The sequence below is a fragment of the Luteitalea sp. genome, from assembly GCF_044337415.1.
In the GTDB taxonomy this organism is placed as follows: domain Bacteria; phylum Acidobacteriota; class Vicinamibacteria; order Vicinamibacterales; family Vicinamibacteraceae; genus Luteitalea.
In genome coordinates, this window is the sequence record NZ_JBIINP010000053.1 from 1 (window position 1) to 26,010 (window position 26,010).

Genomic DNA, 26,010 nt, shown 5'->3' on the forward strand with positions numbered 1-26,010 from the left:
GTTGTCGGCCAGCAACCGCGGCGTCTTCTCCGCCGGCTTGGGCGTCGTCTTGGGCTGGGAGGTCTGGTGGGTGGCCATGGTTGAAGGCTCGGGGCTCAGGGCTCAGGGCTCAGGGCTCAGGGCTCAGAAAGCATACTGAGTCTCGGGAGGGGAGGGTGTCACGCGTGCCGCGAGCAACGGCATCACCCCTCACCGCTCTTGAGGCCCAATGCTCTCTGAGCCTTGAGCCTCGAGCCTTGAGCCGTCAGTGCCGTGCGGCAGCAAGCCGGGCCGCCAGCGTGACGGCACTGACCATGCTCGACGCGTCGGCCGTGCCCTGCCTGGCGATGTCGAATGCGGTGCCGTGGTCGACCGAGGTCCGGATGATCGGGAGCCCGAGGGTGACGTTCACGGACTGGCCGAACGCCAGCAGCTTGACCGGGATCAGGCCCTGGTCATGGTAGCAGGCCACCACCACGTCGAAGGCGCCGCGCGTGGCGCGCAGGAACACGGTGTCGCCCGGAAACGGGCCCTGCACGTCGATGCCACGCGCCCGGCAGGCCGCCACGGCAGGCGCCAGGACGTCATCGTCCTCGTGCCCCATCAGCCCGTGCTCGCCGGCGTGCGGGTTGAGCCCGGCCAGGCCGATGCGTGGCGTCGCGTAACCGAAGGCGGGCAGGCTCCTGGCCGTCAGCGTGACGATGGACTCGACGAGATCGCGGGTGAGCAGGCGCGGCACGTCGGCGAGCGGCACGTGCACGGTGGCGAGGACGACGCGCAGGGGCTCCGAGTGGAACATCATCGCGACCTGCGGGCTGCCGGTGAGGTGGCCGAGCAGGTCCGTGTGGCCCTTCCACGGCAGGCCGCAGGCCGCGAAGGCTTCCTTGTGCACCGGCCCGGTGGCGATGGCCTGCACCAGGCCGGCCTGCGCGTCGCGGACGGCGTCCACCACGGCGTCGTAGGAGGCCTGCCCGGCTGCGGCGCTGACCTGCCCTGCGGTGAACGCGGCGAGCGCCTCCGTCGTGTGCGGCCCGTACAGCACCGGTTCGCACACGGCGCGGACCTCGCGCGAGGCGGCGGCGGCGAGGGCGATCTCGGGACCGATGCCGGCGGGATCGCCGACGGTGATGGCGACGCGGGGCTTCGGCCCGGCATCGCGAACCCTGCGGCTGGAGATCATGCGCCGCCCCTCACTTCCCGCACCCGCAGCCATCGCGGCCGCACGCCCCATCGCCACCGCACTGCCCACCGCATGAGCCCTCCTGCGCGCACCCGGCGCGCGTCTCCCCCTTGGCGTTGGGCAGCTCGTACCGGAGGCAGCACTTCAGCCGCCCGCACACGCCCGCGAGCTTGGACGGGTTGAGGCTGAGGCCCTGCTGCTTGGCCATCTTGATCGACACGGGCTCGAAGGAAGTGAGCCAGGTGGTGCAGCAGAGCGGCCGCCCGCACGGCCCGTAGCCGCCGAGCAGGCGCGCTTCATCGCGCACCCCGATCTGCCGCATCTCGATGCGCATGTGGAACGCGGACGCGAGGTCCCGCACCAGCTCGCGGAAGTCCACGCGGTGCTCGGCCGTGTAGTAGAAGAGGAGCTTCGACCCATCGAAGGCGTGCTCGACGCGGGTCAGCTTCATGTCGAGGCCCCGCTCGCGGACCCTCATCTGGCAGTAGGTGAACGCCTCCTGCTCCTTGTGCTGCTGCTGGAGCCGCCGCGCGACGTCCTCGTGGGTGGCCCGGCGCACGATGCGGGCATGCCCCTCCGCCGACGCCCGTCGTTCGGCCACGGCAGGCGGATCGGCAACCACGGCGCCAATCGCGGCATGCTCGCCGTCCTGCACCACCACGCGGTCGCCCGCCGCCAGGGGCGTGTCGAGCGGCAGGTCGGGCAGCAGGAACGACCGGCGACGCCCCGCCGGGACGAAGCGGACGCTGGCCGTGGGCGGCACACGGGGCGTGATCGTGTCGCTCATCGCTTACATCTCGCAGGCGAGCCAGTCGGCGACGACCTTGGCGGCCTGGTAGCGATCGAGCGACCGACGCGCCTGCTCGACCGAGGAGAAGGCCGCGAGCACGCGGCCCGTGTCGAACTGTCGTGCGAGCGCGGCCAGGTCGCGCTCCAGGTCCGGGTTGGCGAGGACGGCTCCGCGCGCCTCGCCAGGCGAGGTGACGGCGCCGAGGTCGCGCACCAGGAGCGACAGCGCCTCGAGCCGGCGGGCGAGCACCTCGCGGTCCGATCCGCCCCCCCGCTTCTTCGGCACCTCGGCGAGCTGCTGCGCCAGCTTGAGCCGGGCCGAGGCCGGCGGGCGGCCGGCGACCCCGTGCAGCAACGCGAGGGCCGCCGTGCGCGCCTCGACGAGTTCGCCGGTGTCCTGCGCCAGCGCGCGCGCCACGCTGCCGTCGCCCATTGCCGCGAGCCCCGGCGCCTCGGCCCGGGCCACCCCGCAGTGCCGCACGAGCACCTCGGCCAGATCGGCGGCGCCAAGGCGACCGAACCGCACCCGCGGGCAGCGCGAGCGCACGGTCTCGAGCAGGGAGTCGGGGCGTGCCGAGATCAGCACGAACATGGACGAGGGCGGCGGCTCCTCGAGCGTCTTCAACAGGGCGTTCTGGGCCGGCGGCAACAGCGCGTCGGCCTCGTCGATCACCACCACGCGGCGACGCGCCTCGAACGGCCGGTAGCTGGCCTGCCCGATCACGTCGCGCGCCATCTCCACGGTGATGGAGCCCTTCTCGTTGGGCGCGAGCGACACGATGTCGGGATGCTGGGCGCGCGCGATGCGCTTGCACGACGAGCAGGTGCCACAGGCGTCGCCGTCCATGCCGGGCTGCTGGCAGTTGATGGCCGCGGCGAGGGCGAGCGCGGTCGCGCGCTTGCCGATGCCCTCGGGGCCGTCGAACAGCAGGCTCTGCGGCACGCTGCGCGCCACGACGGCGCGCAGGAGCAGCGCGCGCGGTTGCGCATGGCCGAGGACATCACCGAGCCGCATCAGTCGATTCTACTGGCGATAGGGAGCGTGCGGGTGACTCGGGGCCTCGCGAGCTGTCACCCGGTACCCCGTACCCCGTACCCCGTACCCGGTCCCCGGTCCCCGGTCCGCGCTACGGCTCTTTCTTCTCCGCCTTGTCGCGGCGGCCGAACAGCCGACCCCAGAAGCCGCGCTTCTTCTCGTCCTTGGGCGCCTCCTCGACCTTGGGTGCCTCGTCCCGGGCGTCGGCCCGTGGCTCGGCCGCGCGGGCGGGGGCATCGGGCGCCTCGACGCGATCGGGCGGGGGTGCCGGGATGTCGCGCGGGATGCTCGCCGGCGGCAGGCCGGCCTGCTCGGCGGAGACCGGCTTGAGGTCGTTGTCCTTGCCGAAGAACCCGGCGAGCTTGTCGAGGAAACCGGCCCCCTGGTGCTCCTCGCATTCGTCCTGTGGCTCGGTGCCCTTCCGGAAGTACTCGGTGTAGGCCATCGATCGAATCTCGACGGCCCCATCGTCGCCCTCGACCGGCACCTGCGAGCACCCGTCCACGGCCCGCTTGCCGCTGATGCGGCAGATCGTGGCGCCGACGATGCCGTCGGGGCGCTTGAAGGCCTCCGGCTCGTCGCCATTGGTGGCCACGGCCATCACGCTGGCCCACAGCGGCACGGCCAGTTCGCCCGCGTAGCCGTTGGCGATGATCTCGCGCGGCTGGTCGAAGCCCATCCACACGCCCGTGACGGTGGTCGGCGTGTACCCGACGAACCACACGTCGTGGTAGTCGTTGGTCGTGCCCGTCTTGCCGGCCGCCGGCAGCCGGAAGCCCTCGGCGCGCGCGCGCCACCCGGTGCCCGAGTTGATCACGTCGGCCAGCATGCTGGTGACGAGGAAGGCCGTCTCCGGCTTGAACACGCGCCGTTCCTTCGCCTCGGTGGCGTAGAGGACGTTGCCGTCCTGGTCCTCCACCCGCCGGATCAGGTAGGGCTCGTGCAGCACGCCCTCGGCTGCGAAGGACGCGTAGGCCGCGGTGAGCGACTGCAGCGTCACCTCACCGGCGCCGAGCGCCATCGACGGCACGGCCGGCATGCGTCCGAGCGAGAGATCCTGCGCCGTCTTGACCGCCTCGGGGATCCCGACGGTGCGCAGCAACTGGACGGCGGCGCGGTTGCTCGAGGTACGCAGCGCGGTGCGCAGCGTCATGCTGTTGGCGCCGGAGTGCTCGTCCTCGGGCACGTAGTCGCCCTGCGGCGTGTTGATCGGGTCGTTGAGGTTGGACACGACCGAGCCGGGCGACTGGCCCTGCTCGACGGCCGCAGCGTAGACGATGGGCTTGAAGGCCGAGCCGGACTGCCGTCGCGCCTGCACGGCGCGGTTGAAGCGGCTCTCGCGGAAGTTCCGCCCACCGACCTGCGCGCGCACCGCGCCGGTGCGCGGGTCGATCACCACGACGGCCGCCTGCAGGTACGGTGGCGCGACGTCCTCGTCGATGGTGATCTTCGCGCGCGTGCCGTGCGGATACCCGCGGCGCCGCTCGACCTCGGTGAGGCGCCGCTCGACGATCGCCTCGGCCTGCTGCTGGAGGGTGCGGTCGATGGTCGTGTAGACCTTGAGGCCGCCCTCCGACACGCGCTGCCAGCCGAAGCGGTCGACGAGTTCGCGCCGGACCTGCTCCTTGAAGTAGAGCCCGTACGGCTCGTCGCGTCGGAGGCGGTTCTCGAGACGCACGCGCGCCCGGCGTGCCTTGTCGTGGGCCTGGCGGTCGATGACGCCGTTGTCGAGCATCATCAGCAGCACGATGTTGCGCCGCGCGATCGCCTTCTCCATGTTGATCGTCGGCGCGTAGGCCGACGGCGACTGGATGAGCCCGGCGATGAGCGCGGCCTCGGGCACGTCGAGTTCGTCGGCGTGCTTGCCGAGGAAGCCCAGGGAGGCCGCCTCGACGCCGTGGTACCCGTCGCCGAAGTAGGCCTTGTTCAGGTACAGCGCGAGGATTTCGTCCTTGGTGTAGGTGCGCTCGATCAGCAGCGCCGCGAAGGCTTCCTTGATCTTGCGCGTGTACGTCTTCTTCCGGTTGAGGAACGACATGCGGGCGAGCTGCTGCGTGATCGTGCTGCCGCCCTGCGCCCGTTCGCCGGCGCGCGCGTTGGCGACGACGGCCGCACCGATGCGCACCAGGTCGATCCCGTTGTGCTGGTAGAAGCGCTGGTCCTCGACCGAGACGACGGCCTCGCGCATCGTCTTGCCGATCTTCTCGAGCGGCACCTCGATGCGCTGTTCCTTGAAGATGGTGAACACCGGCTCGTCGCCCTGGTCGTAGAGCGTGGTCGCCTGCGCCATGTCGCCCACCGACGACAAGGCACGGCGGTCGGGCAGCGAGCGACGGATGTCCCAGGCGAACGCCAGCCCCCCCGCGAAGGCGACCCAGGCGGCCAGCGACAGTCCCGCCAGCGTCCACGCGAGGGCGCGCGGCCGCGCCAGCAGCCAGCGGCCCAGGCGGCCGGGGTGCTGCCCACCGAGCCACGCCAGCAATCGGGTCGTCATCGCCATCCGCGCTCCAGCGTACCCGAAACGGGCGGGCCAGGCCGCCCGCAGGCCCCATACGAGTGCCGGCATACCGCGATGCCGAGGGTGATCACCCCTCGGCGCGTCCCGCCGCACGCGGCGCGACGGCGACGGGCCGAATTCCCGACCGTTCGGTGCCTCTGCAACGAAATACGACCATTGATGTCCGAATTCTATTGACGACCAACAAAGTCGCCGATTAAGGTGTTGCCAGAGAGTGAGACTCCGTCTCATTTGAACCACGCCCCATGAAGATCCAACGGACCTCCTTGCATTCCCAGGTCGTGCTCGGCCTGCTCCTGCTCACCACTGCCCCGCTGCCGTCCCTCGCCCGCCAAGCAACCGTGGCGACGTCCCCGACGCTGACCGGCCTCGTCGTCGATGCCACGGGCGTCGTGCTGGCCGGCGCGGCGGTCGAGGTACGCCGCGTGCGGGACGGCGAGGCTCCCGCCCTGGTGGCCCTCGTGCAGGCCGACCGCGAGGGGCGCTTCCGGACCGACGGACTCCCGGCCGGCATCTATCGAGTGTCGGTGGACCTGCCGGGGTTCGCGCGAGTGACACGCGAGGTCATCATCGACGGGGGATCCCCCACCGCGGTGCGACTCGAGCTCGCGCCGGCCACCGTGAGCGAGGAGGTCACCGTCTTCGCGACGCGCATCGCGGGCATGCCCGAGGAACTGCGCCGGATGCCCGGGTCGCTTGAAGTGGTCGACGCCGACACACTGGCCAGTTCGCACCCATTCAGTGTCAACGAGGCGCTACGCAAGATCAGCGGCGTGAACGTGCGCGACGAGGAGGGCTTCGGCCTCCGGCCCAACATCGGCATCCGCGGCCTGAATCCCACGCGCTCGACCAAGGTGCTCCTGCTCGAGGACGGTGTGCCGCTGACCTACGCTCCCTATGGCGACAACGCGGCGTACTACCACCCGCCGCTCGAGCGCATCGAGAGCATCGAGGTGCTGAAGGGCTCGGCACAGATCGCCTACGGCCCCTCCACCGTGGGCGGGGTGATCAACTACGTCACGCCCATGCCGCCGCAGCAGACGTCGGGCACGATGACCCTCGAGGGTGGCACTCGCGAGTTCTTCAATGGCTACGGCACCGTCGGCACCAGGCGTGGCCCGGTGGGCCTGCTCGGCAGCTACATGCGACGCATGGGCGAGGGGGCCCGCGACAACACGCACTCGTCGCTGCATGACGTCACGGGCAAGGCCGTCGTCATGCTCACCCCGTCGCAGGTGCTCACGGTGCGCGGCAGCCACTACGTCGAGACGTCCAACATCACCTACTCGGGCCTGCGGCAGGCCGAGTGGGAGGCCGCCCCCCGCGGGAATCCGTTCGCCAACGATCGCTTCGACGGCTGGCGCACCGGCACGTCGGCCACGCATGCCGTCGTCCTCTCGCCCCGCGCCGTGCTGAGCACCACCGCCTACGCCTCGTGGTTCGATCGCGACTGGTGGCGCCAGTCCAGCAACTCCGCGCAACGCCCCAACGACGCAGCCGACCCGCTGTGCGGCGGCATGGAGAACCTGCTGACGACGTGCGGCAACGAGGGCCGACTCCGCGCCTACTACACCGTGGGCGTCGAGCCGCGCCTGCGCGTCGACCACGCGCTGTTCGGGGTCCGCCAGGAGACCGACCTCGGCGTGCGGCTGCACACGGAGCACCAGGATCGCCGCCAGGAGAACGGCGACACGCCGATCAGCCGTACGGGGCGGCTGGTGGAGAGCAACGTGCGCGACGCCGACGCGTACGCCGCATTCGTCCAGCACCGCGTCCTCCTCGGCAACCTGACGGTCACGCCTGGCCTGCGCGTGGAGCACGTGCGCTTTGCGCGCACCAACCGGCTCGCGAACGACGGAGCCGGCCTGGGTGGTGCGACATCCCTGACGCAGGCCGTGCCCGGCGTCGGCGTGGCCTACGGGGCCGGCGACCGCTACACGCTGTTCGGCGGTATCCACCGGGGTTTCGCGCCGCCGCGCGTCGAGGACGTCATCACGAACGCGGGCGGCGTCGTGGAGCTGGACCCCGAGTTGAGCTGGAACTACGAAGCAGGCGCGCGCACGCGGTTGGTGCCCGGTCTCAGCCTCGACGCCACGTTCTTCCGCATGGACTACCAGAACCAGCTCGTGCCGGCGAGCCTGGCCGGCGGGGTCGGCGCCGTGCTGACCAACGGCGGCGAGACGCTGCACCAGGGCCTGGAGATGGCGGGCCGGTTCGACGCGGCGACACTGCGCTCCACGTCACACAACGTGTACGTGCGCGCGGCGTGGACCTGGCTGCCCGTCGCGCGGTTCACCGGCGTCCGTACCAGCAACATCCCCGGCTTCTCGGGCGTGAGCGTGTCGGGCAACCGCCTGCCGTACGCGCCGGCCCAGACGTTGACCACCACCCTCGGCTACGCCAACGCGAGCGGCCTCGACCTCATGGTAGAGGCGCAGCGGGTGGGTGAGCAGTACGCCGACGACCTGAACACGGTGCTGCCCACCCCCGATGGCCAGCGCGGCCTCATCCCCGCGATGACGCTCTGGAATGCGAGCGTCAACTATCGCCTCTCGCGGCTGCCGCTCACGCTGTTCGGCACCGTCAAGAACCTCGGCGACGTCACCGCGATCGTCGATCGGTCACGCGGCATCCTGCCCACCATGCCGCGGCTGGTGCAGGTGGGTGTGCGGGTGACCTTCTGAGGCTGGCTTCGGGTTTTTCCGATCCTCATTTCTAATGAAGGCGCCCATGCGCCTTCCCGTCCTCCTCTCGCTCTGCGTGCTCACCGCGCTCGGCAGCCTCGCGCTGCGAGCGCAAGCCCCCGCACCGCCCTGGCGGGAGCAGGGGCTCGTGCACACGCGACGCTCGCCCCACGCCCGCCTGCACGACGTGCCGGTGCGGGCCGTGACGATGGACGAGGGTTTCTGGAGCGGACGCATGCGCGCCAATGTCGAGCGCAGCATCCCCACGCTCCTCGCGCTCTTCGAGCAGAAGGGCATCGTCGACAACTTCCGGCGCCTCGGCGGCACCTCGACCGCGCCGCGCCGGGGACCGCTGTTCACCGACTCCGACCTCTACAAGTGGATGGAGGCCGCCGCCATCGCGCTGCAGTCGCGCGACGACGCGACATGGCGCGCGACGCTGGGCCGCCTCTCTGAGGACATCGCTCGCGCGCAGGAGGCCTCGGGCTACGTCAACACCTACTGGACGGGCGACCGCGCGAGCCGCCGCTTCACCGAGCAGGTGACCGGTCACGAAGAGTACTGCCTCGGCCACCTCCTGCAGGCGGGCATCGCCCGCTACCGCGCCGACGGCGACACGCGCCTGCTCGACGTGGGGCGGAAGATGGCCGATTCCTTCGTCGCGCGCTTCGGCCCGGACAAGGACCCGCTGTTCACCGGCCACCCCGAACTCGAGCTCGCGATGATCGAGCTCTACCGCACGACGGGCGAGCGGAAGTACCTCGAGTTCGCGGGCTACCTGCTCGGCGGCAACGAGGCCGCGCGTCTGAAGCTCCGGCCGCGCGACGTGGCGTACACCTTCAGCGGCGTGCCGTTCACCACGCGCACGCACTACGAGGGCCACGCGGTCCGGGCGATGTACGCGTCGGTGGGCGCGGCCGACTACTACATGGAGACGGGCGACGCGGCGTACCTGGCCACGCTCCAGCGCCTCTGGGACGACCTCACGGGCACGAAGATGTACGTGACCGGGGGCGTGGGCTCGCGCGCGCAGGGCGAGACGTTCGGCGATCCCTACGAATTGCCCAATACCCAGGCGTACGGCGAGAGCTGCGCCGCCATCGGCAACATGCTGCTCAACTGGCGGCTGCTGCTCATCACGGGCGAGGCCCGGTACGCCGACGTGATGGAACGCGCGCTCTACAACGGCGTGAACTCGGGGATGTCGCTCGACGGGACGCTGTACTGCTACCGCAACCCGCTCGAGTCCCGCGGCGAGCCGATTCGCAATCCCTGGTACGACACGACGTGCTGCCCGCCAAACCTGCAGCGCACGCTCGCGGCGCTCCCCGGCTACCTGTACTCCACCGCCGCCGACGGCCTGTACGTCCACTTCTTCCATCCGTCGACGCTGCGGTGGCGCCTCGAGGACGGCACGCCGATCGAGGTGCGGCAGCAGACCCGCTACCCGTGGGCCGGCGACGTCGACGTCACCGTCTCGCCCGCGTCGCGCACGCGCTTCGCCCTGCGCATCCGCATCCCCGGCTGGTCGTCCTCCTCGGCCGTCACGGTGAACGGCAGTCCCGTGGCCAGCCGTGTCGACGCCGGACACTACGTGGCCATCACGCGGGACTGGGCCCCCGGCGACCGCGTCCGCGTGTCGCTCGACATGACCGTGCAGGAAGTCGCAGCGCACCCGCAGGTGCGGGAGAACACGGGGCGCGTCGCCGTGCAGCGCGGTCCGCTCGTGTATGCGATGGAGCAGCAGGACCAGCCGACCCCCAGTCCGCTCGCGCAACTCGTGATCACCGGGCAGGGCACCTGGGGCGTGGAGGAACGGGCGGACCTCCTCGGCGGAGTCACGGTGCTCACCCACGCCGGCGCCGTCCTGCCAGACGGCGGCATTCCGCTGTACCGACCCTCGTCGGCCGCGCTGCCGATCGCGCGCACGCCCGTGCCCCTCACCTTCATTCCCTACTACGCGTGGGCCAACCGCGAGCCGCAGGCAATGGCGGTGTGGATCACGAGGAAGTAGGCGACAGGCTGCAGGCCACAGGCTACCCGTCAGACATGACCGTCGCCTGCCGCCTGAAGGCTGCAGCCTTCCCTGCTACTGCTTGAGATACGCGATCAGGTCGGCCAGCGCGCGCGGCGGCAGGACCTCGCCGAACGTGGCAGGCATCAACGAGCCTGGCGACGCTGCCAGCGACACGAGGTCGGCGCGGAGCACCGCGTGCGCCTCGCCGGCGGCATCGCGCAACGTGAGGCTGCCGCCCGTCTCCGACTCCACGCGCCCGACGAGCGTGCGTCCGTCGCGGAGCTGCACCGTGTAGGACTCGTAGCCGGGCGTGATCTCGTAGTCGGGCACCACCACGTGCAGCAGCAGCGCCTCGGCGGGCTGGTTGCGGATGCCACTGAGGTCGGGACCCACCCGACCGCCACGTCCACGGAACGTATGGCAAGCCGCGCACTGCGCGTCGAAGACGGGCCCGCCACGGGCCACATCACCGGCACGCGCGGTCACCTCATCCTTGAGGCGTGCGTACGCGGGCATGCCGGTGCCTGCCTCGACGTCGCCGAGCAGGGCCCGCGCCCGCGCGGCCACGGCGGGGTCGCGGTGCGCCGATAGCCGGCGCGCCCGTGCCGGTCCGATGGCGCCGCCCCCGACGACACCGGCGGCCACTCCATCGAGCAGCACGCCCACGAAGCGGTCGTCGGCCAGCAGGGTCGTGAGCACGGCATCGCGGAGGCGCGGTGAGTACGCCTGCCAGCGCGCACGATCGACGAGACCCGCCACGGCATCGATGGTGCCTACCTGAGCGATGGCGCGGACCGCGGCCGTCTGCACGGCCACCGGCTGCGAGGGAGCCAGCAACGTGAGCAGCGGCGCCGCGCTCGTCGCCCCGGCGTGGCCCAGCAGGTCGATGGCCGGCACCCGCTGCTCCACGGGCGCGGCGTCGAGTCGGGCCAGTTCGGTCGCCCGCTCCACCTGAATCGCCAGCCTCCCTCGAGCCTCGGTGGCCAACGGCGTGTCGCCCGCGACCAGGTCGAGCAGCGCCGACGAGCCCGCCGCGCCGGACGCGAGACCACGCCCTCGCAGGCCCTGGGCCAGACCGGCCAGGGCCGCGGGCTGCCACGACAGTTCCGCACCCGGGTCGGCCACGCGATGCACGAACGCGAGCGCCTCGTCGCGCGTGGCGGCCGCGCCGTAGAGGCGCCCGAGATCCTGCATCACCGCAGCACGCGCAGCCGGCGACGGCGGGGGCTCCGCGGCGCCGGACGCCCACGCGTCGAGGAACGCCGCAGCACGCTCGCCGATGCCGCTGAACACGGCCGCACGCGTCCAGCGGTCGGCGCCGTCGCGCCGGGCGATGGCCGCCAGTGCCGCCACCGCTCGCGCGTCCCGTGAACTGCCGAGGGCGAGTGCGACGCGGAGTCGCACGCGCGGCGCCGGATCGTCGACCAGGGCCAGGACCGCATCGAGGACGGCCCCGCCCGCCACCACGCGAGTCTCGGCCAGGCGCACGGCGTTCTCGCGGACACCCGGAGCCCCTGCGCGCATCGCCTCGAGCAGCGTGTCGTCGTCGAGGGCGCCGAGCACGTCGAGCGTCCAGAGCGCGTGCAGACGCGCCTGCAGGGTGCCGTCGCGAACGGCGCCTCGCAACGCCGGTAACGCCTCACGGTCCCGCCGCTCGACCAGCAAGCGCTGCGCCGTGTCGCGCATCCAGCCGTTGGCATCGCCGAGTCGCGACACGAGGTCGAGGGTGGACGCCTCGGCCAGACCGGGCCCCGCCCCGCGCGGCGCCGCCCCAGCGGCGGCCACCCGGTAGATGCGTCCGCGGTCGCGCCCGGCGGTGAAGTCGAAGAGCCGACGGCTGCCCTCGGGCACGTAGGCAGGGTGATCGATGTCCTTGCGGTACATGTCGACCACGTACAACGCGCCGTCGGGGCCGGTCGACAGGTGCACCGGCCGGAACCAGCTGTCGCGCGAGGCGAGGAACTCCTGCCCATCGCGAGCGGGGCGCGAGCGGAAGGACGCGCCGACATCGGTCCGGACCTGCCGCTGCACGAGGTTTTGCGCCGACTCGGCGACGAAGACGCTGCCGGCGTGTCCCTCCGGCAACGCGTTGCCGCGATGCACGTGCACGCCGCTGGCCGAGGTGAACGTACCGGCGTGCGGCGTCGCCATCAGCGTGGGGTGGAACGATGCCGTGGTGAGGTCGCGCGTGAGCGGCCACACGGCCGCCTCGGCGCCCACCGTGGAGACCTCCTGCACCGTCTCCGAGAACGCCAGGTGGCGATTCCGCTGCAGGTGCCATGGCTCGAGGACCACCTGCCACACGGGATGCCGGTTCGCGCAGATGAAGCGATGCCCCTCATCGTCGAACGTGAGGCCGTACTGGCCCTGCCCGCCGACGACTTCGAAGACGCCCGTCACGGGGTGGTACCGCGAGTCGCTGGTCGAGAACACGACGGGCGGCCGATCGGGATGCGCGGGACTGGTGACGCGGCCGCCGTTGAGTCCGCTGGTGAAGTAGATCCAGCCATCCGGGCCGAGCGTCGGGTGGCTGAAGCGAATCTGTGCCGTGCGGGTCGCGTTGAAGCCGGTGAGCACCACACGACGCACGTCGGCCACGCCATCATCGTCGGTGTCCTTGAGGTACAGCAGGTCTGGCGCGACCGTCACGAACACGCCACCGTCCCACGGCATGATGCCGTTCGGGTACGTGAGGCCGGTCGCGAACTCGGTGCGCGCGTCGAAGCGGCCGTCGCCGTCGGTGTCGGTGAGCCGCGCGACCACGCCTCGTGCCGGTGCGGCGGGCTCGCCCTCCAGCGGATCGGGGTAGCCCCGATTCTCGACGACGAAGAGCCGACCGCGCTCGTCGAAGGCGATCGCCACCGGGCTCTGCACGAGCGGCTCCGCCGCCACGAGATCGATCCGGTAGCCAGGTTCGATGACGAACGAGGCGAGCGCCGCGTCCGGTGCGAGCGCCCGACGGTCGTCGATGCCGGCTGGCGCCTGCGCGTCCATGCGCAAGGTCCCGGCACCCACCGCCGCGGTGATTGCCGCAGCGATCGCACCCGTCCGAAATCGGCCGCGCGTGGTCATCGAGTCACGGGGGACGCAGATGCCTGCGCCTTCAACTCGGCGAGCATTGCGAGCAGGGCGTCGGTCATCATGCGGGCGGCGTCGAGCTGCACGCGGTTGGTGCCGAGCCAGGTCTCGTAGCCGCCCAACGCGTGCTGTGGCTCGGTCGGCAGGTAGCCCTCGGACCCATTGGCCAGCGACGTCGTGAACGTCTGGCCGAAGGGCGTGCGGGCCTTGATCTCGAGCCCGATCTCCGCGAAGACCTCGAACGGGAACGTGGTGATGGCGAGGTCGCCGATGCGGTGCGCCTGCAGCACGACGTCGAGCGTGGCAGGCGCGGCGCTGCTCCCTTCGACCCGCTCGGCGTAGATGCGCTCGCGAGGATGACGTGCGGCGTCTGCCGGGCGTGCCAGCGCCTCGCGCGCCCAGGCGCGCAGTTCCGGCGTGATCGGCCGTCGGCGCAGCGTGAGCACCCGCTGCGTGGAGGCGAGCGACACGTGGTCGCGCCAGGTGAGGTGCGGCAGGGCCTGCGACACCTCGGCGGCGACCCGTGTGGCCACCCGCGTCATCCGCTCGTAGGGCGGCAGCTTCGGCTGGCCGCCACGCAGGTCGACGTTGTTGATGTCGCCGCTGGTGCCGTTGGAGAGCATCGGCACGAACGTGGAGTCGGCGCGGTCCTCCCCGAGCATCCGGGCCAGCACGCGCGCGAACACGCCGAAGTAGTCGGCCGACACGTGGCCTTGCGGCACGCCGCCGACGTAGTGCAGCGAGTAGTTGGCGAGCACGGCGATGGGATGCCCGTCGACGCCGCGCACGGCGAGCACGGCGATCTCGGGGTCGGTCGGACCAGCGGGCTCGATGAGGTCAGGGCTGCCGATCGGCGGGTTCATCTGCACGCGATCGGTGCCACCGAACGGGTTGCGCATGTGCGGCCCCGGCTTCATGTGCCAGCGGCGATTGAAGACCTCGTCGGGCAGCGCGCCGCGTCCCCAGGCGATCTGGGCCGGTCGGAGGTTGGCGACGGCGCGACGGATGCCGTCGGCGATGCGCGTCGCCAGGAAGTCCTGATAGGGGTCCAGCGCGGGCGCCTGCTCGTACTCGGCCGGCGACCACCGCTGGCCGAGCGCCGACGTCGCCGAATGCGTGTGCGTGGCGCTGACGAGGATGCGCTCGGCGGGAATGCCCGTGTGCGCCGTCGCCAGCGCCCGGGCACGATCGACCACGTGTCGCGGAACACCCAGGCTGTCGACCACCACGATCGCCAGGCGCCCCTGGCCATCGTCGAGGACGAGGCAGCGCGCATGCAGTTCATCGTGCACGTCGGTGGCGGTCATCGGCGCCCAGCCGCCGACGATGTCGCCGCCGAGCGCGGGGGTGATGTTGCTGGTGGCGGCGCCGGCCCGCAGGCGTGGCTCGGGCGACTGCGCCGCGGACACGGCACGGCCTGGCGCGACCGACAGGAGGAGGACGCACGACAGGAACGCGATCGGACGGAACCGCATGGCGCGGAGTCTACTGCAAGGTGCGCACGAGCACGGGATCGATGTGCTCCTCGCTCGCGAGCCGGAAGATCTCCTGCCCGACGACGTCGAACCCGTGCTTGCGATAGAACGCCAGGGCGCGGGCGTTGTGCTCCCACACCATGAGCCACGCGGCAGGCGCGCCCTGCTCGCGCACGGCCTCCAGGCACGCCGCCATCAGCGCGGCGGCCACGCCGCGGCCGTGCCAGGGCCGGTCGACGTAGAAGCGCCAGATCTGCAGCGCCGCCCGCTCGGGCACGCACTCGGGGACCGGGGCCCGACGGATCTGCGCGTAGCCGAACCAGTCCTCGGACGACGCGCCGGTCACCACCAGCGTGTGCACGTCGGGGTCGGCGAGCACCCTGGCGGTGGCGTCGGGCGTGTAGTGCTCCGAGAGATAGGCCTGCATCTGGGCGCTGCCGACGCCGTGGCCGTAGGTCTCCACGAACACGCGCCACCCGAACGTGGCCAGCATCCCGGCGTCGCCGGGCCCGGCCGGCCGGATCGCCCAGCTCATCTCACCAGCTGCGCAGCCAGGGGCGCGCGATCTCGCCCATGAACGGCCAGGGAATCGCCGCCAGGATCAACAGCAGCGACAGGCCACCGAAGATCAGGCTCGTGCGGGCGGCCGCGGCCGAGGTGATGGCCCTGCGGGACTTCAGGCTGCCCACCTGCGCCACCACCAGCGCCACCAGCATCATCGTGGTGTGCTCGACCACGAAGAAGCGCATCGGGCGCACCTTCATCGCCGTGCCCATGTCGCCGAACGAGGCCTGCGCGAGCGGGCTCACGAACAGCAGGACGATGCCCAGCAGCAGCTGCAGGTGGATGCTGCCCATGTAGGCCTTCCACGGCGTGCGGACCGGCGCCACGTCGCCGGAACCACCGCGGCCGAGAGAGCCGAGCGCCGAGAGCACGAGCCAGACACCGCCGAGAACGACGAACCAACGCGTCAGGGCGTGCAGGAAGAGCAGGAACGGATAGATGGCAGCCATCCCCTCGATGGTACGTCAGGCGGGTGGGACAGCCCAGTCAGCCCTGCAGAATTGCCGGTGCCCCCGGGGCGCGACTCGGCGGCAAGGCTGCCGTAAGATGCCGTGCGACCGCCCGCATGCCCGACCGACCGGGGTCGCGTCGCGGTGCACCACCACCTCGTGACGACGGTCGGAATCATCGCGCTGGAGGCGCTGCTCGCATGACGACGTGGATCGGGCTGCTGCGGGGGATCAACGTCGGCAAGGCGAAGCGCCTGGCGATGGCCGACCTGCGGCGCCTCGTGGAGGACGCCGGCTACACGGACGCCCGCACGCTGCTCAACAGCGGCAACGTGGTGTTCCGCGGCAAGCCCGAGCGTGCCGACCGCGTGGCCGCACGGCTGGTGCGAGCTGTCGAGGAGACGGCAGGGTTCCACGCCAACGTGGTGGTGCTGTCTGCCGCCACGCTGGCGACGGTGGTGGCGGAGAACGCGCTGGCCGCGCAGGCCACGGACCCCGCACGGCTGCTGGTGGCCTTCGTGCAGGACGGGCAGCGCCTCGCGGACCTGCGTCCCCTGGCGGCGAAGGACTGGCCGGACGAGGCACTGGCCGTCGGGACCCACGCGGCCTACCTGTGGAGTCCGAGGGGCATTCTCGAGAGCGCCGCGATCGAGGCCGTGGGGCGCGTCCTCGGGGATCAGGGCACGACGCGCAACTGGGCCACCGTGCAGAAGCTGGCCGCCCTCGCGCAGGGCGGCTGAAGAACTAACGGGGCGCTGAACAGTTCCGCCCGGTCGTTCAGAATTCAGGGTTCTGAATTACAGGGCGGCGTTCTCCAGCAAGCTGCTAAGCCGACGGCCCGAGCAGCGCGCGCACGACGTCGGCTGCGCGGTAGCCTTCAGCCCCCTCGGGCAGGAATCGCTCGATCTCCGTGAGCGCGTCCCCCGAGGTCACGATGCCCGCCTCGACGTGCTTGCCTGCCCGCACCTGGGGGAAGCCCGCAGTCGCCATGAGCGCGTTGCAGATGCACTTGCGGCCGACCGTGTCCTTCACGTCGCCGCCCTTGGAGACAAAGAGCGACACGGGCTCGGAGGCGCAGCGATACCCGACCGTGCCGTCATCGGTCCGGTACGGCTCGCGCAGGTAGCCGAGATCGCAGATGCGGGGCCGCGCCGCATAGACCTCGTCCACCGACACGGTGTCGGGCAACTGGGCCACCTTGAAGGGAAAACCCGTTGGCGAGGCGAGCGGGTCGGTCTTGACGCGCGTGGCCGAGTCGCGCACGTAGCTGATGACCGCGGCCCGGTAGTCGGGACGCAAGCCCGAGTCCTCACACAGGGCGAACGCCGTGCCCACCTGCACGCCCGTGGCGCCTTCGGCCTGTGCCGCGCGCAGCCCCTCGGGAGAGCCGTAGCCCCCCGCCAGCCAGAACGGCACGCCGAACTCGCGGAACGCGGCCAGGTCGACGCGATCGCGATCGCCGTAGATGGGCTCGCCCTCGTCGTTCAGCTGCAGTTTGCCGCGCGGCGGCGCATTGTGGCCGCCCGCCGTCGGCCCCTCGATGATGAACCCGTCCACCTTGCCGTTGGCCTTGCGCAGCAACGTCAGGGCCAGCGTGGACGAGCCGACGATGGCGAGGAAGCGTGGGCGGTACAGGGGCGGCCGCAGGTCGCCCATGATGCTGGCCGGGTCGAAGCGCACGAGATTGTCGTCGCCGGGTTGGGCGCCGGCGATGGCCAGCGGGTACGTGGCGGGTTCGTGTCGCGCGAGGGCGTCGATGGCCCCGGGAATCTTCAGCGGGATGCCCGCGCCCATCAGCACGAAGCTGACGCCGCCGAGGAGTGCGCCGTAAATCGAGGGGAGGTGAGGGATCTGGATCTTCTCGAGGTAGTTGATCCCGACCGGGTTGTCGTGTCCCTGGCGCGCGAGCCAGACCTCGGCGAAGTTGGCCAGCACGCAGAGCTGCTCGAGTTCGGCGCTGTTGACCTGCGCCTGCATCGGCAGCTTCGCGTAGGACTGCTTCGGCGCCTTGCCGCCCTCGATGTGGTAGCGGGCCCACACACGCTCCGCGAGGTCGGGCAGCGGGAAGGCGTCGAAGGCCGCGCGCATGTGCCCACCGGGATCGCCATCCTGCAGGCGTCGCACCATCACCTGGTCGAGCGCGGTGCCCGAGACCACGCCGAGGCCGCCCGCCGACGCCACCGCCCGCGCGAGGTGCCAGTCGGAAATCGCCACGCCCATGCCGCCCTGGATCAGCGCTGGCAGTCGGTCGCGCGTCGTGTCGGTCGTCTCCGGAGTCGCGTCACCCATTACGGATCGATGGTAGTGCAAAGAGGCAGGACGGAGGCAGGGCATACCGAAAACCACGCGCACAGCAACCGTGCGGCCAGCGCTCCGGGCTGACCGATCTCGGCCGTTCCGCGATCGAGGCCGGGGCTGATAGAGTCGCGCCGTGCCCGATCCGCTTCCGCTCAGGCCGCCACGAGGTCGCCTGCGACGCGCCCTCTTCCAGGTGCACCTGTGGGCAGGACTCGCCCTTGCAGCGTATGCGGTCGCGATCAGCGTGAGCGGATCGATTCTCGTCTACGGCGCGACGCTCGGCGCGCGGGCCCACGCCGACTGGCGCGCCGTGGCGCCGGCGTCGGTCGAGGGCCGCTCGGTGGTCACCGCGGGGCAGGCCGTGGCGCTCGTCGGGCAGGCGCTGCCCGGTCGCACGCTCCTGAACGTGCACGTGCCAGCGCAGCCCTGGCAGGCCCACATCGTCGGCCTGCTCGACCAGACCCAGTACCGCGTGGTGTTCGTCCACCCGCTGACGGGAGCCGTGTCGCCTCCGGTGCAGGCCCGCGGCGCCGTGATCGGCTGGATCGAGCGGCTGCACTCCAACTTCTTCTCGGGGCGCTCGGGCCGCGTCGCCAATGGCGTCGGCGGAGGGTTGCTGGTGGTGCTCGCCCTCACGGGCCTCGTGGTCTGGTGGCCGGGGCGCGGCCGCGTGAGCCGGGCCCTGCGCGTCGACTGGGGCGCCGGCTGGAAGCGGGTGGTGTTCGACCTGCATCACGCGCTCGGTGCGTGGCTCCTCCTGCCCGTGCTGCTCCTGTCGGTGACCGGCGCGTACTTCACATGGCCGCAGGCCTACCGTGATGTCGTCGGGCGGTTTTCGCCGCTCACCCGGCGTCCGGCGCCGCGGAGTACCGAGCCAGCCGGAACTGGGCCGACCGTGGACCTCGACGCGCTCGTGGCGCGCGTGCGCGCGGCCGAGCCCGAGCGGCCCTGGGTGCGGGTGGACCTGCCCGGAGGCGCGCGATCGCGGTACGTCCTCGTGGCCTCCGCGGAGCCCGAATCCCCGGGGCGCGACGCAACCATGACCTTCGCGGATCGCTACTCGGGCCAGGTGCTCGAGGTACGGCGGGATGGTGGAGTCCGGACACGCGGCGATGCGGTCGTCGAGTGGCTGCCGCCCCTGCATACCGGGCACTTCGGCGGCCCCGTGGTGCATGCCGCATGGGCGCTGCTGGGGCTTGCGCCGGCCGCGCTGGCGATCACCGGGGGACTGATGTGGTGGAACCGAGTGATCGTCCCGCGGCGGCGACGCGGGACGGCCAGGGCCGGACGCGCCTGACGAGCGGTGACCACGCGGCAGGCTTGACGAGACGACGGTCGGGCCGTGTATACTCGATGGGTTGTCGCGGGCAGCTGACGCGGCACGGGCGCCTCCAGAGGCGTCGGCACGGCTGGGAGGAAGGGCGGTTAGCTCAGTTGGTAGAGCACCGGTCTTACACACCGGCTGTCACAGGTTCGAGTCCTGTACCGCCCACCAGCCTCCGCGCTGAGGGCACGTGAGCACCCTGGCTGGCAAGCCGGGTGTCTCCCGGGCGTAGGCCAGCAGGTACAGCTGCTCGACACACAACTTTGCGGGGTCGTAGCTCAGTCGGTTAGAGCGCCGGCCTGTCACGCCGGAGGCCGCGGGTTCGAGCCCCGTCGACCCCGCCACTCCCGCAACTTCGTTTTGGTCGTGCCAGGGTCGACGTGCTCAGGCCCGGGGCTCCGCCTCCGGCTCGCCCTCGGGCTCGAGCCCCAGCGCGACTCGCCACTCCCGCAACTTCGTTTTGGTCGTGCCGGGGCCGACGTGCTCAGGCCCTGGGCTCCGCCGGCGGCTCGCCCTCGGGCTCGAGCCCCGTCGACCCCGCCACTCCCGCAACTTCGTCTTGGTCGTGCCGGGGCCGACGTGCTCAGGCCCTGGGCTCCGCGGCCGTCCGTAGCCGCCGGACTTGTCCGGCGGTGTCCACAGCTACGGCTTCTGCGACGACCACTGACCGTCGGCCATGGCCGACGGCTACGAACTGCCGGCCGCTCGAGAGATCCTCCGCCTCAGGCCTTGGTCCCCCTCCCGCAACACCGTTGGCCGTGGCCGACGGCTGCGAACCGCGCGTTTCGCTCGAGACAGCCTCCGGATTGTCTGGCGCACGGCGTCCGCGCACTTCGTGGCCCAGCGGCCTTCGTCCTTCCGACCCTTCCGCCCCTTCTTGCCTTCCCCCTTCCCGCTCTGCCTTCTGCTCTTCTACTCTTCTGCTCTTCTTCCCTTGGCCCTGAAACAGTTCGAGCCGGACGCCTGCGTGTGCAAGCGTCCGGCTCGAAGACTGCCCTACCGCACGGTTCCTAGAATTCGTAGCGGAGGTTGAGCTGCATACAACGGTTCGCGGCGCCGTCGCAGCCCGCCAGCGTGCCGTTGTAGCGGCCGAAGGATGCGGCGATGTCCGGGAACATGTCGAGCGATGCCGTGTCGAACCGCACGCTGTTGGTGAGGTTGAACACGTCCCACCGGAACATCAGGCGGTGGCCGAACGGCATGCGGAACGCCTTGCCGATGCTGGCGTCGATGCCGAAGTAGCCGTCACCGCGGAACAGGTTGCGCACGCCGGACTGGCCGGGCGTGGCGCGCTGGAAGTAGGTGAGCGCCTCGGTGGCGTTCTCCCAGGGGCTGGGCTGCCCGCCAACGGCGTTCGGCGTCGTCTGCATCGGGGGCAGGCGATCCGGGTTCACGAGGACCGCGTTGCCCTGGATGTTCCAGTTGGTGGCCCAGCACGAGCGGCAGTTGTAGACGTTGAACGGGAAGCCGCTGGTCCAGCGGTAGATGCCCGACACCGACCAGTCGCCGATCAGCGCGTTCACGAAGCCGTTGGCGTTGGTGCCCCACTTCTTGCCCTGGCCGAACGGCAGCTCGTAGAGGCCGTTGACGTTGATCTGGTGACGCACGTCGAAGTCGGCGTAGGAGTACTGCTGGTCGGGATCCCACGAGTTGACGAGGAAGCCCGAGTAGCCGCCGGCGCTGAAGTTGCCGAAGGAGGCGCCGCGCTCGACCGACGAGCCGTGGTCCTTGGCCACCGCGTAGGTGTAGTTGAAGTCGAACTGGTAGCCGTCGCTGAAGCGGCGGCGCAGGGCGACCTGCATCGAGTTGTAGCCAGACTTGGCCAGCGAGCTCTGAACCGCGAGCGAGTCGTACTGCTGGTTGAAGAACGAGAACCGCCCGGTGCTCGCGCAGGCCGGGAAGCAGAACTGGTCGGCCTCCCACAGCGCCGTGATCCAGTCGGGTCCGTTGGCGAGGAACGCCGCCGCCATGGCCTGCGTGGCCGACTGCGTGGCGTTGGCCGCACCCGGGAACATGTTCTCCCAGTACGGAATCGGCGCCACGCTGCCCACGCCGCCCGCGTTGGCGCGGGTGATCAGGAGGTTGGCCGCCGTGAAGTAGTCCATCCCCGACTTCGGATCGACGAGGTTGGACGGCATGGCGGCGTCGCGCCGGATCAGCAGGTTGCGCCCCTGGCGGCCCACGTACGCGACGTCGATCGAGTAGTTGCGGCCGAGGTCACGGCTGAAGGTCAGGTTGTAGGCGTGCGAGTACGGCGTGCGCAGGTTCTGGTCGATCGCCGAGGTGATCGTGCCCGAGCGGGTCGGCGGCGTGGCCGGGAACGACGCCGGCGGCGCAGCCGGGTACGTCGCCGGGATCACGTTGATGCCCTGGAAGCGAATCGCCGGGTTCGTCTCGTTGTTGGTGTTGACCGGGCTGCTCAGCACGGTCGCGAGACCGAACGAGCCGACGTTGTTGAACTGGGTGGCCAGACCCGAGCCGATGCGGTCGTACACCAGGAAGTAGCCGCCGCGGATCGACGTCTTCGGGTTGAGCGTCCAGGCGAAGCTGACGCGCGGCGCCCAGTTGTTCTTGTCGTACTGGTACCAGTCGGGTCCGCCGTTCTCCGGGCCGCCCGGGATGAACGAGATGAGCGCGTCCTGGCTGGCCGGGATGCCGCGCTGCATGTTGGACTGGCGCGTCGCCACCCATTCACCCATGTTCACGTTCGGCACCACCTGCTGCCCGCGTCCCTCGTACACCGGCGGGAACAGGCTGTAGCGGAGGCCGCCCGTCAGCGTGAAGTTGTCGCTCACGCGCCACTGGTCCTGCACGTAGAACTCGTACTCGTTGGCCACGAACAGGCGCGGCAGCGGCGCGCCCTCCGGGATCACCTGGCCGTCGACCGTGTAGTTGTACCGGGCCGTCGTCTGCGTGATCGCGCCGAGCATGTTGATGAACGAGTCGGCGTACGTGGCCTGGGCCGTCGAGGCGACGGCGGGCAGGCCCGAGCAGTCAGCCGGCGCCGGGCAGGCGCCGCCGGGCATGTACCGACGCCCGACACCCGTCACCCAGGAGCCGTTGGCGGTACCGCCGAAGAACGAGCTCGCGTTCGTGAACGTGTCGTTGCGGAGGAAGCGCAGGTTCGTGCCCACCTTGAGCGTGTGGTTCCCCTTCACCCACGAGAAGTCGTTGGTCACGTTCCAGGTGCCGAGCTGGCGGCCGTTGGTCGACGTGAGCGCCTCGAAGTTGTCCATGAAGCGGAACACCGTGGCGCTCGCCTGCTGCAGGCCGAGCGTGACGTCGTCGATCTTGGTGTAGCCGACGCGCAGCGTGTTGACCATGTTGCCGCCGAGCACCCAGTCGTGACCGCTGCCGAAGCCCCAGTTCTTGACCTCGCGGGTGGTGTTCGGCGCCAGGCCCGAGAACTGCTGCACGCCGACGATGGCGTCGTCCTGCTTGTTGAAGCGCGCGAACAACGACTGAGCGCCGCTGATGCGGTAGTCGCCGCGGGCGATGATCGTGTTGAACTCGTTCTCGATGGGCGACGTGAAGCGGTAGCCCATGATGTTGTAGGCGTCGCGGCCGTCGAAGTTCGGCAGCGGGTACTGCTGCCAGTACTGCGACGCCAGCGTGCTCGCGCCGATGCCGGTCGGGTCGACGCGGCGGAACTCCGCCGGGTTCATGCCGTAGAAGCCCGCCGGGATGTTGTGCGTGTTCGAGAAGCCCCGCACGGGACCGCCGGGGCAGGCCGAGGCCACCGCGCAGCGGTAGGTGAGCACGCCGTCACGCATCGCCGCCGACGGGACCGCGCGCTCGACCACGCTCTCGCGCTTCTCGCGCAGGCCCTCGAAGTTGCCGAAGTAGAAGAGACGATCCTTGAGGATCGGGCCCCCCACCGAGCCGCCGTAGATGTTCTTGTTCAGCAGCGGCGCCTGGCTCTCCCTCCCTGCCTTGAGCTGCGACAGCTTGTTGAAGTACTCGTTGGACGAGAACTGCGTGTCGCGGTTCACGTAGTAGCCGGCGCCACGGAGGTTGTTGGTGCCGCTCTTGGTGACCAGCGAGACCTGCGGACCGGACGAACGGCCGCCGTCGGCGCCGTACGAGCTGGTCGTCACGCGGAACTCCTGCACCGAGTCGAGCGTCACGCGCAGCACCGAGGTGAAGGCGCTCTGGTTCTGGCCGTCGTTCACGTCCACACCGTCGAGCGTCACGTTGCTCTGGTCGGCGCGCGCGCCCGACACGGAGCCGTAGCGCGGGTCGACCGTCGTCTCGGGGTTGTTGCGCGGGATGTACACGACACCCGCCTGCAGCGAGAGCAGGCCGACCGGGTTACGCGCCTCGAGCGGCAGGCCCATGATCTGGGCCTCCTTGATCACGTTGCCAAGGCTCGCGTCCGTGGTGTTGATGGCCGGCGCCTCGGCGAGCACCTGCACGCTCTCCTCGATGCCACCGACCGACAGCGACACGTCGAGGCGCTGCGACGAGTCGGTGCTCAACTGCACCTTCTCGATGACGGTGGTCTTGAACCCCGTCAACGACGCCTTGACCGTGTAGACGCCCGGCGGGACGGCGAGGAACTGATACGAGCCGTTCTCGCCCGACACCGCTTCGCGCGTCGCGCCCGTGCTGGCGCTGGTGATCGTGACCGTCGCGCCAGGCACCGTGCCCTTCTGATCGTCGGTGACCACGCCGGACAACGACGACGTGCCCGTCTGGGCCGCCGCAACCGCCGGGGACGCCAACAGCGCCACGGCAGTCAGCAGGCTCATGACGAGCCTGGAGAGAGAACCCCTCACTATCCACCTCCTGCGAGCAGAAACTGCAAAAACCCCGCGCGCGCGTCATGTGGGAGACGCGGGCCCGGGGAAGAAATGTCGATCGGATCCGCGACGGGAGTCGCGAACGCATCGACGGGTGCCGTCTCCCAATGGAAGACGCACCCCGACCGGATTACCCGAGAGAATGCGACCGCTCGGCCTTCAAGTCAAGGAAAGACCGGGCGACCCATCGCCTTTGCGGGCCAAAGCGAGAGGATATTTGTGACGAACGGTCAGCGGCGGCGGCGCCCGTCTCTCATCACCCGATCGCCCGCCACACCAGGAACAGGCTCACCGCCAGCAGGCCGAGCGGCGCCCGGTACTCCTTGTTGCGCAGCGCGCGCTCCACGCTGAACCGGCGCGACACCGACGGCAGCTGGCCCGCCGAGTACCGGTCGTAGGTCGCCCCGAACGTCGCCCGCAGGTAGGCTTCCTCGGTCCGGATGGCCGCCCACAGCGTCGCCGCCAGGTACACGCCGACAATCACGGCCACCGCCCAGTGCCCAGACGCCACCGCCAGCCCCACCCCCATCAGCGTCGACCCGGCGTAGAGCGGATGCCGCGTGATGCGGTACGGCCCGGACGACGTCACCTCGCGACTCTTCTCGAGGTGCCCGGCCGCCCAGATGCGCAGCGCCTGCCCCAGCAGCGCGATCGGCAAGCCCACCATCAGCGTCGCCGGGGTCGGCCTGGCCAGCCACAGCACGAGCCACACGGCCGCGAAGCCGAGGGGCACGCGCCAGCGCGCGAACCCGGCGCGTGGCGACGACGGCGCAGCCTGCCCCCCACTCATGCCGCCACCGCCAACCGGGCGTCCACGGCCGCCGCGACCGCGTCGACGTCGAGGCCCTCGAGGCACCACGTCGACGACGAGCACTGCCGCTTGAACACACACGTGCAGTTCGCGTGGGCCGAAACCACGCGATCGCGCGGATCCCACGGCCCGTTGCGCGACGGCGGTGTCGGCCCGAACAGGCCGACGACCGGCGTCCCGGCCGCCGCCGCCAGGTGCAGCGGCCCCGTGTCGCCCGAGACCACCACGCGCGCCGCACGCGCCAACGCCAGCATCTCCACCATCGTCGTCTGCGGGGCCATTGCGGCCGCGCCAGCGCTCGCTCGCGCCACCTCTGCCGCGAGCGTCGCCTCGTCTGGCCCCCACAGGATCGCGCTGCGCAGGCCGTGGCGGTCGCGGAGCAGCCGCGCGAGGGCCCCGAAGCGCTCGGCCGGCCACCGCTTGTTGGACCACGCCGCGCCGGGGTTGATCAGCGCGAACGGCGCCTCGGCGCCCAGGTGCAGGATCTGTCGCGTGCACGGCACGGCCGGCGTCTCGGGGATGGTCAGGGAGAAGCGCGGCGGACCGGCATCGATGCCGAGCCGCGCGAGCAGCGACAGGTTCTTGTCGATCACGTGGCCGGATCCGTCGCCGCCGACCTCAGTGTAGGCCAGGCTCGCCGCCGGCTCGCGCAACCATTGTCGCGAGAAGCCGATCACGCGGCTCGCGCCGCTGAGACGCGCCACGGCGGCCGACTTCAGCAGGCCCTGCAGGTCGAGGCACACGTCGTAGCGGGCACGACGGATCTCGGCGATCGCGCCGGCGCCTGTCCGACGGTCGAGTGCGTGGATCCGGTCGACGCCCTGCACCACCTGCACGAGCGGCACGAAGCGCGGGTGCACCACCCAGCCGATGCGCGCGGCGGGATGGGCCGCGCGCAGCGCCGCCACCACCGGCATGGCGTGCACGATGTCGCCGAGCGCGCCGAGTCGCACGAGGAGGAACGAGGTCACTGCAGGCGGGCGACGATGTCGCGGGTGGAGTGATC

Annotated in this window: 16 protein-coding genes and 2 tRNA genes; 6 read left to right on the forward strand and 12 right to left on the reverse strand. The window is 71.0% G+C overall.

The annotated features are described in order from the left end of the window. Positions 1-244 precede the first annotated feature (244 nt). The 4 genes from pdxA to ACIRDX_RS10515 all read right to left on the reverse strand — a co-directional run bounded on the left by pdxA (position 245) and on the right by ACIRDX_RS10515 (position 5,484). Complete coding sequence (pdxA, locus tag ACIRDX_RS10500; RefSeq protein ID WP_396625372.1) at positions 245-1,159, reverse strand: 4-hydroxythreonine-4-phosphate dehydrogenase PdxA; 915 nt, start codon at positions 1,157-1,159, stop codon at positions 245-247. 10 nt (positions 1,160-1,169) lie between these two features. Further along, on the reverse strand, positions 1,170-1,946 hold the full coding sequence (locus tag ACIRDX_RS10505) for a stage 0 sporulation family protein (RefSeq protein WP_396625373.1): 777 nt from the start codon (positions 1,944-1,946) through the stop codon (positions 1,170-1,172). Positions 1,947-1,949: 3 nt separating this feature from the next. Beyond that, a complete protein-coding gene (gene holB / locus ACIRDX_RS10510; RefSeq protein WP_396625374.1) occupies positions 1,950-2,963 on the reverse strand; it encodes a DNA polymerase III subunit delta' in 1,014 nt (337 codons plus the stop codon). A gap of 112 nt (positions 2,964-3,075) precedes the next feature. Next, complete coding sequence (locus ACIRDX_RS10515; protein WP_396625375.1) at positions 3,076-5,484, reverse strand: penicillin-binding protein 1A; 2,409 nt, start codon at positions 5,482-5,484, stop codon at positions 3,076-3,078. A 284-nt stretch (positions 5,485-5,768) separates the two neighbouring features. On the opposite strand from ACIRDX_RS10515, the gene ACIRDX_RS10520 reads away from it, so the two are divergent. Both ACIRDX_RS10520 and ACIRDX_RS10525 read left to right on the forward strand, forming a co-directional pair. Further along, complete coding sequence (locus tag ACIRDX_RS10520) at positions 5,769-8,186, forward strand: TonB-dependent receptor domain-containing protein (protein ID WP_396625376.1); 2,418 nt, start codon at positions 5,769-5,771, stop codon at positions 8,184-8,186. Positions 8,187-8,232: 46 nt separating this feature from the next. Next, positions 8,233-10,200, forward strand: coding sequence for a glycoside hydrolase family 127 protein (locus ACIRDX_RS10525; protein WP_396625377.1), 1,968 nt, complete (start codon positions 8,233-8,235; stop codon positions 10,198-10,200). Positions 10,201-10,275: 75 nt separating this feature from the next. Here the strand turns inward: ACIRDX_RS10525 and ACIRDX_RS10530 are convergent, their stop codons facing one another. The 4 genes from ACIRDX_RS10530 to ACIRDX_RS10545 are packed head-to-tail and all read right to left on the reverse strand — an operon-like array spanning position 10,276 to position 15,769. Then, positions 10,276-13,218: a PVC-type heme-binding CxxCH protein gene (locus ACIRDX_RS10530; protein WP_396625378.1), complete on the reverse strand. Its 2,943-nt coding sequence runs from the start codon at positions 13,216-13,218 to the stop codon at positions 10,276-10,278. 53 nt (positions 13,219-13,271) lie between these two features. Continuing rightward, positions 13,272-14,756 (reverse strand): neutral/alkaline non-lysosomal ceramidase N-terminal domain-containing protein, encoded by a 1,485-nt coding sequence (locus ACIRDX_RS10535; protein WP_396625379.1) that lies wholly within the window; start codon positions 14,754-14,756, stop codon positions 13,272-13,274. Positions 14,757-14,766: 10 nt separating this feature from the next. After that, a complete protein-coding gene (locus tag ACIRDX_RS10540; RefSeq protein ID WP_396625380.1) occupies positions 14,767-15,291 on the reverse strand; it encodes a GNAT family N-acetyltransferase in 525 nt (174 codons plus the stop codon). A gap of 1 nt (position 15,292) precedes the next feature. Continuing rightward, positions 15,293-15,769, reverse strand: coding sequence for a hypothetical protein (locus ACIRDX_RS10545; RefSeq protein WP_396625381.1), 477 nt, complete (start codon positions 15,767-15,769; stop codon positions 15,293-15,295). A 200-nt stretch (positions 15,770-15,969) separates the two neighbouring features. On the opposite strand from ACIRDX_RS10545, the gene ACIRDX_RS10550 reads away from it, so the two are divergent. Next, positions 15,970-16,509: a DUF1697 domain-containing protein gene (locus ACIRDX_RS10550; protein WP_396625382.1), complete on the forward strand. Its 540-nt coding sequence runs from the start codon at positions 15,970-15,972 to the stop codon at positions 16,507-16,509. Between the two features lie 85 nt (positions 16,510-16,594). Here ACIRDX_RS10550 and ACIRDX_RS10555 read toward each other — a convergent pair whose 3' ends face one another. Beyond that, a complete protein-coding gene (locus ACIRDX_RS10555; RefSeq protein ID WP_396625383.1) occupies positions 16,595-18,058 on the reverse strand; it encodes a nitronate monooxygenase in 1,464 nt (487 codons plus the stop codon). Positions 18,059-18,200: 142 nt separating this feature from the next. Between ACIRDX_RS10555 and ACIRDX_RS10560 the strand changes: the two genes are divergently transcribed. The 3 genes from ACIRDX_RS10560 (at position 18,201) to ACIRDX_RS10570 (ending at position 19,735) form a co-directional block, all read left to right on the forward strand. Further along, positions 18,201-19,364 carry a PepSY-associated TM helix domain-containing protein gene (locus ACIRDX_RS10560; RefSeq protein ID WP_396625384.1) on the forward strand — a complete coding sequence of 388 codons (1,164 nt, stop codon included), beginning with the start codon at positions 18,201-18,203 and terminating at the stop codon, positions 19,362-19,364. 122 nt (positions 19,365-19,486) lie between these two features. Then, positions 19,487-19,562, forward strand: a tRNA-Val gene (locus ACIRDX_RS10565). Between the two features lie 96 nt (positions 19,563-19,658). After that, positions 19,659-19,735 (forward strand) — tRNA-Asp (locus ACIRDX_RS10570). Between the two features lie 666 nt (positions 19,736-20,401). On the opposite strand, the gene ACIRDX_RS10575 is transcribed toward ACIRDX_RS10570, so the two are convergent. The 3 genes from ACIRDX_RS10575 to ACIRDX_RS10585 form a co-directional block, all read right to left on the reverse strand. Next, positions 20,402-24,142, reverse strand: a complete 3,741-nt coding sequence (locus ACIRDX_RS10575) for a carboxypeptidase regulatory-like domain-containing protein (RefSeq protein ID WP_396625385.1) — start codon at positions 24,140-24,142, stop codon at positions 20,402-20,404. Positions 24,143-24,449: 307 nt separating this feature from the next. Further along, positions 24,450-24,983, reverse strand: coding sequence for a methyltransferase family protein (locus ACIRDX_RS10580; protein ID WP_396625386.1), 534 nt, complete (start codon positions 24,981-24,983; stop codon positions 24,450-24,452). After that, the coding region (locus ACIRDX_RS10585; RefSeq protein ID WP_396625387.1) for a glycosyltransferase family 9 protein at positions 24,980-26,010 on the reverse strand (1,031 nt) is incomplete at its 5' end. The genes ACIRDX_RS10585 and ACIRDX_RS10580, both read right to left, overlap by 4 nt.